A 19,423-nucleotide genomic window follows, 5' to 3' on the forward strand; every position below is an offset into this window, starting at 1 on the left:
CCAAATATTATGGACAAAGGGCGCAGATAACAGGGAAGTAGGCTATGGAAGAGCGTATTTTATCCACTGCGGCAGAGATCGTAGAGGTATCTGGCAGTGCAGTGGTAGTCAGTGCTACACAAGGTGCACGTAATATTGAGAAAGGTGAAATCCTTCAGCCAGACTCAGTAGTACTATTAGGAAATGATGCCGACGTGCTGGTCAGAGCCAACGACCAGGTTTTTGTGTTGCAACAAAACTGCGTGGCTTGTTTAACCATTTTTGAGGATGGTCAATCTCAGATAGACTCCGCACCAATTGCTCAGCTCCCTGACCTCGATGAGGTGGAGCCCACCTATACTGAAGCCGATATTGCCCAGATCCAGCAACTTATTAGAGATGGTCAGGATCTAGGTGAAGCGTTAGAGATTCAAGAAGAGACCCGCGATACCAATGCTGAGAACTCGGCAGGGGATGGCTTTGTTAATGTGGCACGGGATAATGCTCAAGTTCTGGCTGACACACAGTTTGAAACGGCAGGTTTCTCTTCAGACTTCAACCGCGTGGAAGACGAAGAAGGACTTACTATTACCTTTGCAGAGGGAGGTGGTAGCATCGCGACTCAAGTCGTTGAAGGTTCTATTTCTCAAAGCACCTACCCACAAATTACTACCGGCTCATTCTTTATAGAGCAGGCAACGTTCCAGCTAGATGCAGAAAGCTTTGAGGTATCCCCGCTAGATATCGACCAAGTGTTGGCAGAGCTGAATGCCAACATCACCTCTGCAGGCGAGGCGGTTACCTTTGTTTATGACCAAGGTACCAATGCAATAGTCGGTTCTGTTGGCGGTAATGAAGTGCTGTCCATTACCATCACTCCAGAGCAGTTGCCGAATGGTATTGAATTGGTGGTTACCACACTTGTTTCGGCACCTATTGATCATATCGACTTCAATGGCCAGTACATCTCAGTTGCAAATGACCAGCTAAATATCGGGTTTGATATTACAGGCAAAGACTCCAGCGGTTTTGATTTGGTTGAGCCTATCGCGTTCAGCACGACGGTATCAGATGGTAGCAATCCAAACTTTGACGCAGTGGGTGCAACATCTACCACCACCATAGGTGAGGGGAATGAAGTCGGCGCGAATACTGCTGATGGTGATACAGGATTGGCATTGGGCAGTGATACCGCTGAGTATCTGACCATTAACGAGTCCATTCTTAACAGCCCAACATGGAATGCACTTACCTCGAATGGGTTGGCAACAAGCCTGAGTTTGACCTCAGAAGCCCAAGTAGATGTGGATGCAAATCCGATTCTAGACAAGATAATAGTGACCCTTGCTGACGACCCTGATGTTGTCGTACTTGAGGTTGTGGTTGCCGTTGATGGTACTTATATCGCAACGTTAAAACAGCCACTAGATCAAGATGTTGAAACCAATATCAATGAGTTGATTGTTCCTGTAGACGTGGTGGACTATGACGGTGATAGTACGCCGTCGGTAATCACTGTGATTATTGAAGATGGTGATGATCCAACAGGTGAGCCGAGTCTACTCGACTATGTTGAGATCGTCGGTGAACAGAGCGAAACGCGCACCATAGAGTTCACCAAAGGAAGCGATAACATCGCTGACATCTCGTTTGAGCAAAGCGTATCTAGTGATAGTGCTTGGACGGGTATCATTAGTAACGGCGAGCTCACTCGCGTAGATGTTTCAGATGACGGTAAAACCATACTGGTAGAAACCTTGGGTGGAGAACCTGTGCTGCAGGTTGTTATCGACAATAGTGGCGAGTACACCCTCACTCAATATCGCGCTATCGAACAAGAGAGCGAGATTCTTCGACTGGTTATTCCAACCACAGCCACTGACACTGATGGTGATTCGGTGACTGAAAATATCAACTTGGTGATTCGCGATAACATCAGTCCTGAGGGTGCGCCAAGTGAGGTGGATTATGTAGAAACCGGAGATGAGGGACAATCCACCGAGGGTCAAATAGATTTCACTATTTTTAGTGATGCTATCGAGAAGGTGCAGTTCGCTTCCTCGACTGAAACTGACCCAATCTGGACTTCTTTAACCTCAAACGATAGTCCGGTTACGGTTTCTCTGTCTAATGACAATACCTTACTTACCATCTCGACTGCTGGAGAGCCAAACGAAGTCGTGATGACGGTAACCATCAATACTGATGGTTCCTACACAGTTGTGCAGAACGCGGCGCTGGATCACCCTCTAGATAACCTTCTTGAACTGCCTATCACCGTAATCGCCACCGACTTTGATGGCGATACCGGAAACGAGGTCATCACTATCAAGGTGACAGATGGAACCGACCCAGCGGCATCAGATTCGAGCGTTACCTTTACCGAGCTTGAAAATGCGGTACGTAATGCCGCCGGTACCATCAAGATAGACAAGGGCTCAGATGATATTGCGAGCGTGGTGTTTGATCCTTCGGTTGTCAGCGACCCGATTTGGACGGGGATTCAGTCCAATGGTTTAGATACCGAATTGCGCCTAGAAGATAATGTCCTGACGGTTTTCTATATCGATCCAGATTCATTACCACCCGTCGAAGTGCCAGTTCTAGAAATCACTATTGGTCTTGGCGGTCGTTATCTAGTCCAGCAATTCGAGTCCATAGATCAAGATGAAGATTCACAAGACATTATCCTGACTCTGCCAGTAATCGTTACCGATACCGATGACGATTTCACCAATGCTGATATCACGATCACCATACTTGATGGTGATAATCCAAGTGCTGGCGATGCCACAGTAGAGTTTGTAGAGAAGGCTACCGAGCAGACCTTTTTAGACAGTTTCGAGATCCAGCAGGGCGCCGATGCCATTGAAAGTATTGTCTTTAATAGTGCTGTGCTAAGCGATGCAGACTGGACTGGTCTTGTCAGTAACGACCAAGCTCTCGAGCTTTCATTGAGCACAGATGGCACTCTACTTTCTGTGTTTGTTGCGGGAAATAGTGCTGATGTAGTGCTTGAGGTTGAGCTTCTCGACTTGGACGGTAACTTCCGAGTCACTCAATTCCAAGCCCTTGATCACTCGGTACTTGAAGAGATTTTGCTAAGCCTGCAGGTTGACCTCACTGATACCGATGGGGATGTCATCTCCACAGAGATCAATGTAAACATCACCGACGGTGACGACCCAAGCCTATCTCCAAGTACCGCCCCAGACATCAATGAGACAGGCAGCGAGGTCTCTGTATCTGGAACCGTGTCAGTGGCTATGGGCAGTGACAATGTTGATACCGTAGTATTTGATAAAGCTAGCGTTGAAGGCGATGGCGTATGGACTGGGCTTCTTAGCAACAATCAAGACACAGAAGTACTGGTAACAGACAATGTAGTGGTTGTGCATATTGCAGGTGACTCAAGTAATATCGTGTTGCAAGCCGAGGTGAACTTAGATGGCAATTACACAGTCACGCAATATCAGGCACTTGAACACAACAGTAGCGATACCCTGACTCTGACGCTTCCGGTCATAGTCACCGATACCGATAACGACCCAGTAACTGAAGACATTACCATCAACATAATTGATGGAAACGATCCCGTTATCGCGGACAGTTCAGTAGTTCTGTTCGATGATGCGACCGATAATCCATTGCCCGAAACGGGCTCGGTGAGCCTGACCGTGGGCAGCGACATTGTTGAGTCCATGGACGTAACGTTGACTACTGATGAAGAAGCCGGTTGGGAAGCGTTGACCAGTAATGGTCAAGCTACCACGCTAACGGTTACTGATGGCAGTCTATTGCTTACCCTTGCCGATGGTACTGAAGTGCTGCGTTTTGATATTGGGCTTGATGGTAACTACTCCATCACTCAGTTCTTACCCTTGGATCAGCCGGTAGATAACCAAAATCTGTTATCAGCGACCATCACTGCTACCGATGCAGATGGTGACTTTGATACTGCGGTTGTTAGTGTCACCATCAACGATGGTATGGATCCTAGTCGTCCGGGCAACGTCGCTACACCACTCAATGAGAACGATATTCCATCCAATGAAACCGGCAATATTGACCTTAGCCAAGGTGTGGATGCGATCGCGACAGTTGAGTTCAATGACTCTGTGCTGACCGACCCAACATGGTTAGGACTCCTTTCAGATAACCGAGACACAGAGCTAAAACTTAGCGATGACGGCTCTGAACTCATCTTGCATATTGCCGGTGACGAGAACGATGTAGTGCTTCGAGCGACCGTTAACTTCGACGGTTCCTATTCTATCGAGCAATTGCAGGCGATAGAGCAAGATACAGCCAGTAATGTTAACCCATTAACCCTTCAGGTAGATGCCACGGACACCGACGGTGACATCATCTTCACCACCATTTCAATGCCAATCACCGATGGCAATGATCCAATGATCACGGATACTACCGCTACCTTGGATGAAAATGACATAGGTGCGCCGGACTATGTGCCAGAAACAGGCTCCCTCAACCTGGTTAAGGGTAGTGACCTAGTTGAATCCGTCGTAATTGATGACAGCGTTCTATCAGACAGTCAGTGGACCAGCTTAACCAGCAATGGTGTGTCTGTAGAGCTGGAACTTAGCTCGGTTATACAAACTGGCGTGTCAGATACGCTAATCGTCACTCGCTCAGACAACGATGCCCCAATTCTCGAAATTCGCGTGAATCTTGATGGTACCTTTAGCATTAGCCAACTAGGCCCAATCGATCAGCTAACCGGCGACTCTATCGACCTGACTCTGCCGGTTACCGCGAACGATGCGGACGGTGATTTTGATAGCGCCAACGTGGTGATTACCATAAACGACGGTGATGACCCAAGTGGTGTCGGTGATGAGGTGACACTGCAGGAGACCACTGGCGTGGTTACTGCTGACGGTCAGGTGGTGTTTACTCCAGGTAGTGAGGAGATTGCGGATATTTCCTTTGACCCTTCGGTGCTTAATGATGCGACTTGGCTTGGACTAGTGAGCAACGGTGAGAGTGTTACCCTTGAGTTAACTGACTCGAAAACCCTAGTGGTGACCTCCGGTTCTGGTGCCGAGGTGCTACGCGTAACCATAGACAACGACGGCAACTATGATGTCATTCAGTCTCAACCTATTGAGCAAGACAGTAGCGATCTAACCAAGCTTATCTTGCCGGTAATTGCCAGTGATTCAGAAATGGATACAGGCACCGCCGATATCACTATAAATATCCTTGATAATGTGGCGCCAACGGCTGAAACCAGCACAGTAGAATACACAGAAACGGGTGATGCTAACCAATCCAACGGTGGCACCATTTTGTTTAGTCCTGGTTCTGATGCGGTTGAGACCATAGTAATCGATCCGGCTGTACTAAATGATGCCACTTGGGGCGCGTTAACCAGTAATGGTGAAGCCACCAGCCTAAGTCTGGACCCTACAGGTAAGATCTTAACCCTTTCTACAGCGACAACCGATGTCTTGGTTCTGACCCTGAACGATAACGGCACCTACACGGTTGTACAAAATGATGGCTTAGATCAGCTATCAGTTGATGACATTAATGATCTACTTGTGCCTGTAATCGGTACCGACTTCGACGGCGACTCAAGCTCAGCCAATATCAACATCAAGATCACAGATGGTGATGATGCCACTTTGACAGCATCTTCCGTCGAGTTGGATGAGGATGATGTCGATGACGGCACAGCAACGGATACCGGCTCGATTGGTCTGGTTGAGGGTAGTGATGCGACCAAATCCGTTGAGTTTACCCTAACCGACGCACAGAAAGCCGAGTGGGAAGCGCTAACCAGCAATGGCGAAGATACTCAATTGGTGATTACCGCCAATGGCATAACGGTTCAGCTTGCTGACGGCACTCCTGTTCTGACCCTTACCATAGATATCTCTGGCAACTACACCCTTACACAGCTAGAAGCGCTGGATCAAACCGATGATCTTAACGAGCTTCAGGTAGGCGTCGATGTTACCGATACTGATGGGGATGTGGTTTCGACCACTATAGATATCACCATCAACGATGGCGATGAGTTCGATATCACTCCAGGAGATGAGGGCTGGAACGAGGATAGCATCGGTGATGGCACAGTTCTGCCAGTTACTGGCGACCTTGGCTACCAAGGAAGTGATGCAATACAAAGCGTTCAGGTAGAGCTTTCTGATGATCAGCTAGCCGTTTGGGAAGCGATCACCAGTAACGGTGAGGAAACCGATGTTGTGGTAACTGGCAATACTGTTACCGTAAGCACCCTGACCGGCGACCCAGTACTTGAACTAGTACTTAACCCTGATGGCACCTACAGCATTAATCAATTTGAGGCTATCGACCAAGACGATGATGATCCTACCAACCCCGATGAGCTAGTGCTTGATGTTGGGGTGGTAATAACAGATACAGATGGAGACGAGACTCGCACCGGCGTAAGCTTTAAAGTTGAAGATGGCAGCGATCCAAGCCTAACCGACGATATCGCAGACATCTTCGAGAATGATATTGGCGATCTGACCAAGCAACCGTTTGAGGGTGACCTAGCGCTAACCGAGGGTAGCGATGCGGTTACTTCAATTGGTATCAACAACTCAGTCCTTGATTTGGTAAGTCCATGGCTGAATCTAACCAGTAATGGTGAAGATACTGACGTTGCCCTGTCGTCTACTAATCAAACTGGCATCAATGACACGCTTACTGTCTCTCTCGAAGACGGCACTGTCGTGATGCAGGTGATTGTAAATATCGATGGCACTTACACCATTGACTTGCGTGAGCCCTTGGACCAAGACGTCGTTAGCAATCTAAATACCTTGCTCATTCCGGTAGATGTGACTGACAGCGACCTAGATACTACCTCAGCCACCATTACGGTGAACGTAACTGACGGCGATGACCCAACGGGTGTCGACAGTGATGTGGAGTGGACTGAAACCACGGGCGAGGTAACAGCAGACGGTACTATCTCTTTCACTGCGGGCAGTGATGATATCCAAAGCATAGAGTTTGACCCTACGGTGCTAGGGGATAGCGCTTGGACTGGGTTAATGAGTGAGGGCGAGTCCGTTACTGTCGAGCTTTCTGATGATGGTAAGACACTGACCGTCACGGCTAATGACTCTGAAGCGCCTGTATTGACCATCACTATCGACAACGATGGCAATTACGACATTACTCAGCACAGACCGATAGAGCAGGCGGATGGTACTGACATCAATGACTTAGTTCTGCCTGTGCTTGCCAAGGACACCGATGGTGACTCTGGCACGGCGAATATCAACATCACTATCAATGATGCGCTTCCAGCAACGGGTGCTGATGCCAGTATCAATATTAAGGAAGAGGGGTTACCAACAGTTACTCCCGGTGTGATCGTATTTACGCCAAACAGTGACTCTATTGAGAGCTACGAGTTTGACCCTGAAGTTGCTAACGACGCAACATGGGGCGCATTAACCAGCAACGATGAAGCGACCACAGTCGCTGTTAATGGCAACACCATTACCGTTGCGCTAGCGAGTGACTCGAATGCGGTTGCCTTGGAGTTGGTTATCAACTCTGATGGAACCTTTACACTGACGCAAAATCTTCCGTTGGATCAGGACGTACTATCCAATATTAATGAGTTGGTAGCGGGTGTGATTGCAACCGATTTTGATGGTGATACCTCCACAGCGGATATCAAGATCAAGATCACCGATGGTACTGATCCGAAAATTACCGACGCGGCAGTGAACTTTATCGAAACCACTGACGGCGCGCCTAAAACCGGCACAATGACTATCACTAAGGGCATTGACGATATTTTCAGTGTTCAGTTTGATGATGCCGTGTTGTCTGATCCCGCTTGGACAGGCATCACCAGTGACGGTGAGGCAACCGAGCTAAAACTCAATGACGATAAAACAGAGCTCTTGGTATACAAAGGTGGTGATGAGGCGAATGTCGTCATCAAGGTGACCATCAATGCAGATGGAAGCTACAGCATTATTGAGAGTGATGCGGTGGATCAGCCGGTTGTTGGCCCACTATCACTTGGCCTCGATGTCATCGTTACCGATACCGATGACGACTTTGATACTGGGCGATTGTCGATCAACATTTTCGATGGTGATGACCCTGTTGTGAATGATGATGCGGTTACTATTGTTGAGATAGAAGGTCAGCAGAGCTTTGCTGAAAAACTGGATATTATTCCGGGTATCGATGCCATTGTGGACCTAAGTATCGATCCATCGGTAACCTCAGACGCAGCATGGACTGGTTTAGTCTCAAACGATCAAACCACGGAAGTTGTACTCTCTGCCGATGGTAGTTTATTGACCGTATTCATCACCGGAGATCCTGCCAATAAGGTGCTAGAGATTCAGATTAATGATCTCTTGGGCAACTACACGGTTACGCAATACCAGGCGCTTGATCATACCAGTCTTGAAAACTTGCTATTGAATGTTCCTGTTACGGTAGAGGATTCAGACGGCACGGAAGCAGATGCGACTATCGCTATCACCATTACCGATGGCGATGATCCTATGATCAGCGATGATAGCCAGAACTGGAATGAGGATGATATCTCAAGCATCTTCCCAATCTTTACCGATGTCGACCTAGTAACTGGTAGTGATGACGTGGTTGATATGCGCTTCACGCTGACTCAAGCACAAACTGATGCTTGGGAGGCGTTAACCAGCAACGACCAACCGACAGACTTTATCTCAAGCGATAACGAAATCCGTGTGCAGCTAGAAGATGGCACTGCTGTCATGGTAGTCACACTTAATCTCGATGGCACCTACAGCATCAATCAAACCCTGCCATTAGATCAGGATGCAACGGGACAGTTATTGCTGAGCCTGGGCGTCGAAGTAGAAGATACCGATGGAGATATAGACACAGCAACAATAGATTTCACCATTGCCGATGGCGATACCATCACCACAGATCCCGCTAACGTTTCTTGGAGTGAGGATCAGATTGGTGACCTCGGTTATGTATTTGATGGAGACCTTAACTATCAAGGTAGTGACGCCATCGCCACCGCTGTTATCGACCTTAGTGCCGACCAACTAACTGCATGGCAGGGTATTACTGTCAATGAAGATGCAACGGTCTTCGAGCAAAATGATCAGTCTTTGGTGGTGCGATACAACGGCTTGATTGCACTTCAATTAACATTGAACACCGATGGTACTTTCAAGCTAGAGCAATTCATCGCTGTCGATCAGGACAATACGGGTACCGATCAATCTAGCCTGAGTGCAGGCGTGATCTTCACTGATACCGATGGAGACATCACCAACTCCAGCATTACTGTGACTATTGATGATGGTACCGATATCCAGATGACGGATCAGGTGGAAAGCTGGAATGAAGATGATGTAGGTACTGTTTCTCAGCCAATCACCGGTGATATCGGACTGACCCTCAGCCCAGATGATCTGGCGAGCCTTGATTTTGAGCTAACGGCAGATCAGCGCTCAGCTTGGGAGGCGATTACCAGTAATGGAGAGGCGACAAGCCTAGTCGAGGGTGAGCGCTCTCTGGCGCTTGAACTCGCCGATGGTACAACAGTTCTATCCCTGACTATGGATATCGATGGCAACTATGCTCTTGAGCAGTTTGAATCTATCGATCAGACAGCTAATGATGATATTTCAAGACTGGGAACCAATGTTGTAGCTGTCGATGGCGATGGAGATACAACCACCAATAGCATCTCACTACAGGTAGAGGATGGTGCGAACATTGGTCTATCCAACCGCCGAGTTACCTTTAGTGATGATGATATAGGCACTTCTAATCTGCCAATCACAGGTGATATGAGACTGACCGATGGTAGCGATGCCTTGGCGAACTTTGGGTTTAATCTGACCAATGGTCAAACCAACACCCTAAATGCTATTACCAGTAACGGCAAAGATACCTCGTTCGCTATTACTGAAAATGGCACTCTAATTACCTTGTCTCTTGATGAGGCGCCAAACACTCCAGTATTGACCGTTCGCTTAAATGTAGACGGAGAGGGTAACTTTGACGGTACCTACACCGTTGAGCAGTTACAGGCCATCGACCAAACCAACAACAGAGACAGGGTAGACCTGTCATTCCGCGTTGAACTGCAAGATACCGATGGAGATATTACTCGAGCAGCAGCAAGAGTTCGCATCAATGATGGTGAAGACCTCACCTTTACCGACGGCGATATAGAGCTAGCTTGGAACGAGGACAACATTATTGGTCCGGTCGACTTCCCTGTGACCGGTGATGTAGGCTTAACTGCGGGTGTTGATGCTATTGCATCTGTGGTGTTCTCATTAACTAGTGCTCAGCAAACAGCGTGGGACGCTCTGACCTCTAATGGTATGGACACTAAGGTCATCATCAGTGCAGATGGTCAGCAGATTACCCTAGTCACCGATGATGCCAATGAAGAAGTGGTGCTCATTGGTACGATTGATATCGATGGTAATTACAGTTTTGAGCAAAGATTGCCACTAGATCAGATAGCGGATGACGATACCAATCGCCTAGGCGTTACCGTAGAAGCGACCGATACTGATAACGACACAGTGACCAAGGATATTAGCCTTGTGATTACTGATGGTACGGATCCGAACTCTACCGACCAAAATGAGGTGGTGGATGAGAACGTCATCCTTGATATGGATGCCGACCCAGTAAGTGGCGCGGTTGATCTTGTTAAGGGTATCGATGCTGTCTCGACCGTTCGATTCAACCAAAGCGTGCTTACCGACCCAGCGTGGACCAGTCTAGTTAGCAACAACCAAGGGGTAGAGTTGCTACTAAGCACTGATGGCACAACTCTAACAGTACATATCGCAGGCGATCCAAGCGATGTGGTGCTTACCGCGATAGTGAATCTCGATGGCACTTACACCATTGAGCAGAGCCAAGCTCTAGAGCAGGATAACAATGCTTCAGATTTCAACAGCCTGACTCTGACGGTAGATGCGACCGATAGCGATGGTGACACCACTTCGGCGAACGTGAATATCCGTATCGATGATGGTCGTGATCCTGATGTAGATGCGGTTCCGACAGTGATTCTCGAAGAAAGCAACATCGACCAAGAGCAGCCTGATGTTCCGCCTATCCAAGGCGGTAATGATCCAGATGGCGACCTTGAGCGTGGCAACTCAACCGTCACCTTCTTGCAAGGTACCGATGATGTTGAGGCCTTCTATGTTGACACAGCTAACATCTCGGCCAGCTATGTAGACAACAGCAATCAGACGCAGGTTTTCCCGCTGACCTATCAAGGTGTTGCGATTACCTTTATTACTGTCGCTGGTGGCTATATGGGCGTAGCCAGCGTCAATGGTCAGCAGTTAGATATTCTTTCTATCCAGATCAACAATGACCTAACGAGTTCAGACTTTGGTAAGTTCGATTTTGAGCTTATTCGAGCCATCGACCATCCGATTGCAGATGCAGCGGATATCCTAAGCATTAACCTGCCAGTGTTTGTACAAGACATGGATGGTGATGATTCGGCGACTAAGAATCTCGTGGTTAATGTCGTGGATGATGTGCCTGAGGTAGTGAGTAAGTCTATTTCCGTTGTGGAAGGTGATGATCAAGCCAGCATCAATGTGCTGCGTCAAAGCGGACAAGATACCGATGGTGCCGATGATGGTTTGTTGACTCAGATCACCATAGGCACGACCAACCTTACCATCGACCCTGATGGCGGTTTCCAGAGCTTCAATTTGTATAGCGATGGCAGTGATCCGGCGAACCCAGCCGATCCGAGCTTATTAATGGGTGTATTGGAGGTGCATCCGGACGGTCGTATCCGTTTCACTGCGGCAGATGATGTGCAGCAAGGCGGTGATGCGGTAAGTATCGATATTAGTGTAACGGCAACCGACAGCGATGATGATACTGATACCAAGCCGATTACTATCACGGTGGACGACATTACCTCTCAGATTACTCTGTCTGAGGCCAGCGGTAGTGAGGATGCCGGTCGAACGGTGACCTCTGGTGATACTAACCCTGAAGATAATATTCCAGTTGGTGATGGCCCAATCAAGGTCAACATTGGCGTGAATACCGGTGACTTTGATAATAACGAAGAGCTGGGCGACATCACCATTAAAAACGTCGATGCGGCAGAGGGCGACTTCTATTACTTTGATGGCACCAATTATATTCTGTTGCCGGTGAATGGCGGTGAAGTGGTGCTCACAAAAGCACTACTTGAAACCTCCACGGCGGACAATGAAAACTGGTTGGTAGAGAACCTGTTCTTTGTACCTGCGCGTCATCAAGGCAGTGAAGGTACCGATTACAACTACTCGTTTGATATCCAAGTTGTGCGTAACGGTTCGGTGAGCGAAACGTTAAGCGGTGATCTGACCGTTGAGGTCAAAGCGATTGCTGATACCGCCACTTGGGAACCATCTGATGGTAACTATGAAGTCACTATCAATGAAGACGAAGAAGCAACCCTTGCGATTCTGGCTCAAACCCAAGATGCCGACGGCTCTGAGACCATTACCTATGAGGTGAGCTTTACCTCAGATGTAGGGCAGGTATTACTGATTGACGGTGTAGAGCAGACGCCAGTGAATGACCTCTACATAATCTCTGCGGATGATATTGGTAAGGTCACAGTCAGACCAGCAGAGGATTGGAGTGGTTCACTGCAACTGAAAGTAGTGGCTATCACTACCGAGAGCGATCCAAATGCTGAGGTGCCACAGGCTCGTTCCGAAGAACGATTTTTTACCGTAAATGTTAATCCAATCGCCGATGAAGGCGCATTGACGGTAACTCGTATCGTTATTGATGAGGATACTACAACTACACTCGACCAACATATACAGATGACGGCCTCGAAAGATGTCGACGGTTCCGAGTCTCTATTTGTGCAGGTTTCAAACCTTGTAGATAGCAATGGTAACCCTGCAACCTTGAATTGGATTGGGACGGGAGATAGCCAGATTAATGAGATCTCAACTGGCGTGTACGAGATCCCGTACGACCAACTTGAATTCGTTGAGTTCGTTCCTTTCATTCACAGTAACGTGGACTTCGAGTTCACTGTGACTGGCATTATTCGTGATACCGCTATGGTGCTGAGCCCTGCCGACGAAGAAAATGGCGGTGGCACTTTAGTTGAAGTGACAAACGATCGCGTTCTTGATTCTCGTCAGGTTGTGGTTGATCTGAAGGGTGTCGCTGATATACCAGTAATCGATGTAGATGGCGTCGGTGACTTCTGGCAAGTGATATTTGATGGTAATGGGGCCGCTACCGGTATTGAGACGCTGGTGGATGAGAACCAAGATGTCCCACTCAACTTTGGGGTGATCTCGGGTGAGCTTGCAGACTCGCCACTCGATGATTCTGAGTCTATAACAGTACTCATTTCCAATATTCCAGACGGTGTTGAGCTTATTGATGAAGAGAACAATAAGATTGACCTAGTGTTCGTAGGCTATGACGACAATGGTCAGCCAATCTTCCAAGCTAACTTGACCGAAGCGGGAGTAGACACGGGGATCATCGTTCGACCGGAACCCTCTTCAACACAGAATATTGACCTCAAGGTCACCATAGTTGTGACCGAAAATGATGGTGATACCGAGATATTTGAAGGCGATATTATTATCAAGGTCAAACCTGTGGTTGATGCTGAGGTTAGCTATACCGGTTCTGCAACAGGTAATGAAGACGAGTTTATTTTCGTCGACTGGAAGCCCACAGGTGCCGATTTCCCTGATTCAGACGAACAGATCTTACTGCTTCGTGTGGAGAATATTCCAGACGGGGCGATCATTCGTGTTGATGGCAACGAAATAGTTCCTGACGCGGATGGAAAGGTCAGAATCACATTGCTCAATGGTTTGCGTGAGCTTATTGATGGCACCGCAATCATTGAAGTTAAACCACCTGAAGATGACAGTACTGATTTCCAATTGACTGCGGTACTCGAGATCACTGAGCAAGATTTCGAGTTCGAGCAAGGCGAAACACCAAATGAAGGCATCGCGCTTAAGGAGATCGTTGGCCTAGTCGATATCAATGTGCGACCTGTGGTGGAGGATGATGCGACCATAGGCATCTTCGACCAGTCGGCGCTAGATACGCCATTAACCCTCATCGATGCGGGTGCAGATGGAAAAGTCAGCTTTACCATCAACAATAACAACAATGAAGCAGGTCGTTACAGCGTTAACATGCAAGACCTCGACATGTCGGACAATGAGGGTATTACTAATCCTCCATTCGAGTTGGTAGAAGACCTTGTTGTTGACTTCAATACCACAGACCCAGTGATACTCGATCAGCTGATTGTTCTTGGCGCTGTAAACAATGGTGATGGCACTTGGGTTATTACAGATGAAGACAGCTTTGAAATTTTGGCGCCGAACGGTTTGGTTCTACCAGATTCTGAGCCGACGTTCTCAGACCTTACGGTGACCTTTGTCGCACGCGCATACGACAGAGGTGACGAAGACGAGGGTAACGGGCCAAGAGTCATTAAAGAGACAGATGTGACTATCCGTTTCCCAGAAACCGTGGATGGAAACGACAGTATCGCTGCCGATATCGTAATTCACACGGAGCCTGATGACATTATCCTAGGCGTCGAAGACCAAGGCTCCATAGACCTAGGTCAGCAGATCTTAGACAAAGGCATATTGCAGGCAACCGTCTTCGACGATGTGATAGATGAATTGTCGATAGTCTTTAATAGCGCAGATTTGCCTGCTGGTTTTAGTATCGGTGGGGCGGACTTTGATTATGTAAACAACGAGTTTGTTTATCTTGCACAAGTGAATGCCGACGGAAGTATATCGGGAACCGGTGGATTAACCCTTACCGCACCAGACGACTATGCCGGAGACCTTGTACTTAAATTTACTGCGGTAACCACAGATACTGAGTCCGGTGATGAGAAGCGATTTGCCCTTGAGATACCTATAGCCATCTCACCAGAGGTAGAAACGGTCCAGAATGTTGATGTGACTATTGTTGGTACAAGTGGCCTTAATGAGGACTTTTTGCCAGTTGAAGGGGGAGATACGGAAGTATTCCAGCCTGATACGGCATATGAAGATGGTCTGATTCATCTAAATATTGATGTCACCTCAACCGACAGAGATACAGACTCAACTCGCGGTGTTGAGAGCGTTCAATCAGTAACCATCACTGTGACTGACCCAACAGAGGGTTGGTTGGTGGACAGTGATGGTAGCCTAGTGACCTCTATTACTCTTAACTATGACCCTGCTAACCCAACCGCCTTAGACGACTTCTTGCAGGATGTTCGCTTTAAACCAACAGAGCACTTCCCTGAAGGTGATGGTGACAATACAGTGTCGCTGACCGTTTCCGGTACCATTACCGATACCACGGTGTTCGATGAAACAGATGGCTACACAAAAGGGCCAGATCAAGATGCAGGTAAGCCATTCAGTGGTGAGGTGAGCTTTGAAATAGTGCCTGTTTTGGACCCTGTTCGAGTTACAGGTGGGGATCGCTCAAGCAAGATTACAGTAACGGGTGAAGAGGATACTGAAATCAGGCTCGATCAGGTTGCAGGCGACCCGTTCCGGGTTTCACTTGTTGACCAAGATGGCTCGGAAGAATTTGTATCTATACGTCTGTCCGGGATACCAGATGATTTCCTTGTGAGATCCCTTGATGAAGAGGGTGATGATGGTTTCATTATCAAGAACAACGGTAATGGCTTCTGGACCATACAGCTGAATGACCCGAGTGCTACCAGTGTTTCTTTTGAGAACATTGCAATCACGCCAGCGGAGAACTTCAGTGGCTCGGTAGATATTGGCATCATCATCTTTACCCAAGAAAAACTGCTGCAGGTTCCAACTGAGTTTAACGCCAGCTTCACCCTAGTGGTTAACCCTGCCGGTGATGCGGTCGATAATGATATCGTGGATTCAGTGGAGGGTACTGAGAACGAAGATATCGATATTCTGATCAATACCTTCATTGTCGATAATGTTTACTCCTTGCCAGGTGATGGTAGCGGTAGCGATTATATTGAGAATGCTCCAGAGACCTTACGTATTACGGTTGAAGGCGTGCCAGATGGCGGTGTGATTAAATTGGCTGATGGCACCTTGTTTACCGATAGCGGTAATGGTGTTTGGACGCTAGATGTGGATGCTCAAGAGCTGGATAAGATAGTGTTCAACTCAGGAGACAACAACTCATCCAACTGGGAACCGGCGCAGCTGACGGTTAAGGTGCAGTCGGTAGATACGGACTTCAATGGCACCGAATATCTTGGTCCTGAAGCGGTGCAGGTAGTGGATGTCACCATCGAAGAGGTGAATGACCAGCCAGTATTCGGTGGAGTGAGTGATCTTGTGGCATTGGAAGATAATGAATACAACATCACTAATCTTTCTATTGCTGACCCTGATACTGCAGACGACCCGACAGCTATCTATACCTTCACCATCACGGTAGACAGTGGCCTGCTCAACTTCGGTCCAGATGCAGAAGCGAACTTCGGCGTTACCTTAGCGCCAGATACGCCATCAACCTCGATTACGGTGACAGGCACGGTTGACCAGATCAATGCAGCCCTTGCGGATGGTGTGCGCTTCAACCCAGAGGCAAACTTCAACGGCGACGTGAATGTAGATATCACGGTTAACGATGGGGGTAACCTAGGTATCGTCGGCGAGCCTAACGATAACTCAGGCAGTTTCGTTATCGATGTTGAGCCTGAGAATGACCAGCCACTGATTGACCCAATTACAGATACCACGGTATCTGAGGATGGTTCGGTTGACATCACTGGCATCGTTATCAGTGATGTGGATACAGTGGATGATCCTACTGCGCCATACACGGTAACCATCTCTGTACCATCAGGTATAGGTAGCTTTATCTTTATCGGTGACCCTGCAAGCTTCGGCGTGGTTATCTCAGGTGCGGGCACCGAGAGCGTGACCATAGATGGCACGGTTGATCTGATCAATAACTTCCTAGCCTCTGGAGTGACCTTCATCCCAGCGGCTGACTATAACGGTACGGCGACTGTGACGGTTGAGGTGGATGATAATGGCAACTTAGGTGTAGTAGGCGAGCCGAACACCAATCAGACCACCTTTGAGGTAGAGGTTACGCCAACCAATGATACACCTGAGCTAGCGGGCATCAGTGATAGAAACGTAGATGAAGACAACACTCTATCAATCACTGACCTGCAAATCTCGGATGTGGATGAAGCTAATGACCCAACCGCTGACTATGTGGTCACTGTAGCTGCAGATGGCAATGGTGACTTTGACTTTGCTCAAGTCGCCAAAGATGCCTTCCCAGGGACTATCAACATTACAGACGGTCAGGTTGTACTCACTGGCACAATTGGTGATATCAACACCTTGCTTAGCAGTGGGCTTCTGTTTACTCCAGATGCCAACTATCAAGGAGATGTTACGGTTACCATTACTGTTGATGACCAAGGTAACTTCGGTGCGCCGGATGAGCCAGAAACCGCCACTGATGACTTTGTAATTACCGTTGATCCAGTCAATGACGAGCCAGAAGTTGCAGACATTGCGACTCAAAATGGTCTCGAAGATGCAGACACGCTCATCACCGACATTCAGATCTCTGATGTGGATGAATCGGATGACCCAGCGGCTATCTACAACGTGACCGTTAGCGTAGATTCAGGTCTACTGAGTTTCTTAAGTGACATAGAGAGTGATTTCGGTGTCATTATCGAAACCGCAACCTTGCCAGCGGCGAGCGTTGAGATATCGGGCACCATTGCAGATATCAATGCGGCTTTGGCGAACGGTATTAATTTCACGCCGGATGCTGATTTCTATGGAACCGTGAAGGCGACAGTTGATGTTAATGACAACGGTAACTTCCCAAGCGATCCTAAATCTGCGACCAAAGAGTTTGATATCGAGGTTCTTGCCGATAACGACGCCCCTGAGAATACAGTACCAACCGACATCACCGTCGATGAGGGTGGAGAGGTCAAGGTAACCGGTATTCAAGTGAGCGATGTGGATTATTCCGGTATGTTTGCAAGCAGTGATATTCAGGTCACCTTAAGCGCAGATGTAGGCACTATCAATGTGGTGACTGCAAACGCGAATGTGGCTATCACAGACAACAACTCGGGTGCGGTAGTACTGAGTGGTCCCATCGATGATGTGAACGCTGTGCTTGCAGAAATGGCAGTGACCGATGGAGTTTTCTACAGCAACCCTCAGGGTACAGATAACGCCGAGATCACTGTAACAACTACCGATCTCGGTATCTTTGGTGATGATGGCTCGGTACAGTCCGATACTGACACTATTACGGTGAACATTAATCCCGTAGCGAATGCGCCAACACTGACGTTAGACCCTGCAGCCAAACGCAGTCTGAACACCATAATCGCAGAGGCAGCAGTACAAAGCCGTGGTATCCCTTTGATTGGCTTGATGGCTGCTCTTAGTGATATCGGTGAAGCATTGTCGATTGAAGTGCGCGGTTTGGATGCCAATGCAGTTGTGGAAGCCACCGCAGGTAGCGTTGCGCTAGACAATGGTGTTTGGGTTCTGGATGAAGCGGCGCTTGCAACAGCGGTGGTGAAATTCACTTCTTCACCGGGTGAGACAACTGTGAGCTTCGATGTTGTAGCAGTATCTAAAGAGCTAGATGGCAATACTGAACTGGACTCTGCTGATTCGCAGGTCATCTCATATGCGGCAGAAATTGTAGCTGATGGTACTGACCTAGACGCATCACTCGAGGCTGAGCCAACCACCATTGTGGATGGCGATGGTGATACGGTTCTCACCGGTTCAGATAACGATGATGAACTTATCGGCGGAGAGGGCAACGATACCCTGATCGGTGGTCTTGGCTCTGACATCCTAACCGGTGGAGGCGGTGCTGACCTGTTCGTATTTAACGAGGTGGACGATCAACAAGAAGATGTCATTACAGACTTTAGCGTAAGCGAGGGCGACTCCATCGACCTTGCGGGTATCTTCAGTGAGTTGGATAGCAATCTGGATCTAGATTCTCTATTACAAAACTTTGCGACTTCACAAGAGCTGACTGCAACACAAGTCGGCACTACCGATGATGTGAAGATAGAGTTGGATACGGGGGGGACCAAACAGTCTATCTTGGTGAAAGGCCTGTATAGCCAGTTAGATAAAGGCGGAGATCTCAACCAAGACCTACTCACTACCTTGTTTGAGAACAACGTTATTAAGTACGATGGTAGTTAACTTGATGTAATAGAACAAAAAATGGTCGCTTGGCGGCCATTTTTTTTGTCTGTCACATTATTCCTGTCGAATGCGTATTACACTGAAAATAACCCTGAATTAAATCTCTCGTATTTGCATTCACACATTCAAGGTTAGCGGCAGTAGGAAGACTGCTTTTCTAAGTCCTGTAATTCACA

Annotated in this window: 1 protein-coding gene; it reads left to right on the plus strand. The window is 48.0% G+C overall.

The window, feature by feature from the left end; genetic code table 11:
- Positions 1-44: 44 nt before the first annotated feature.
- Positions 45-19,244 carry a retention module-containing protein gene (locus Pcarn_RS19280; protein WP_261835944.1) on the plus strand — a complete coding sequence of 6,400 codons (19,200 nt, stop codon included), beginning with the start codon at positions 45-47 and terminating at the stop codon, positions 19,242-19,244.
- Positions 19,245-19,423: the final 179 nt, after the last annotated feature.

The sequence above is a fragment of the Vibrio ishigakensis genome, from assembly GCF_024347675.1.
Lineage (GTDB): Bacteria > Pseudomonadota > Gammaproteobacteria > Enterobacterales > Vibrionaceae > Vibrio > Vibrio ishigakensis.

Coding starts and splice junctions, on each gene's coding strand:
- Pcarn_RS19280 (WP_261835944.1), top strand. CDS start 45: ATGGAAGAGCGTATTTTATCCACTGCGGCAGAGATCGTAGAGGTATCT.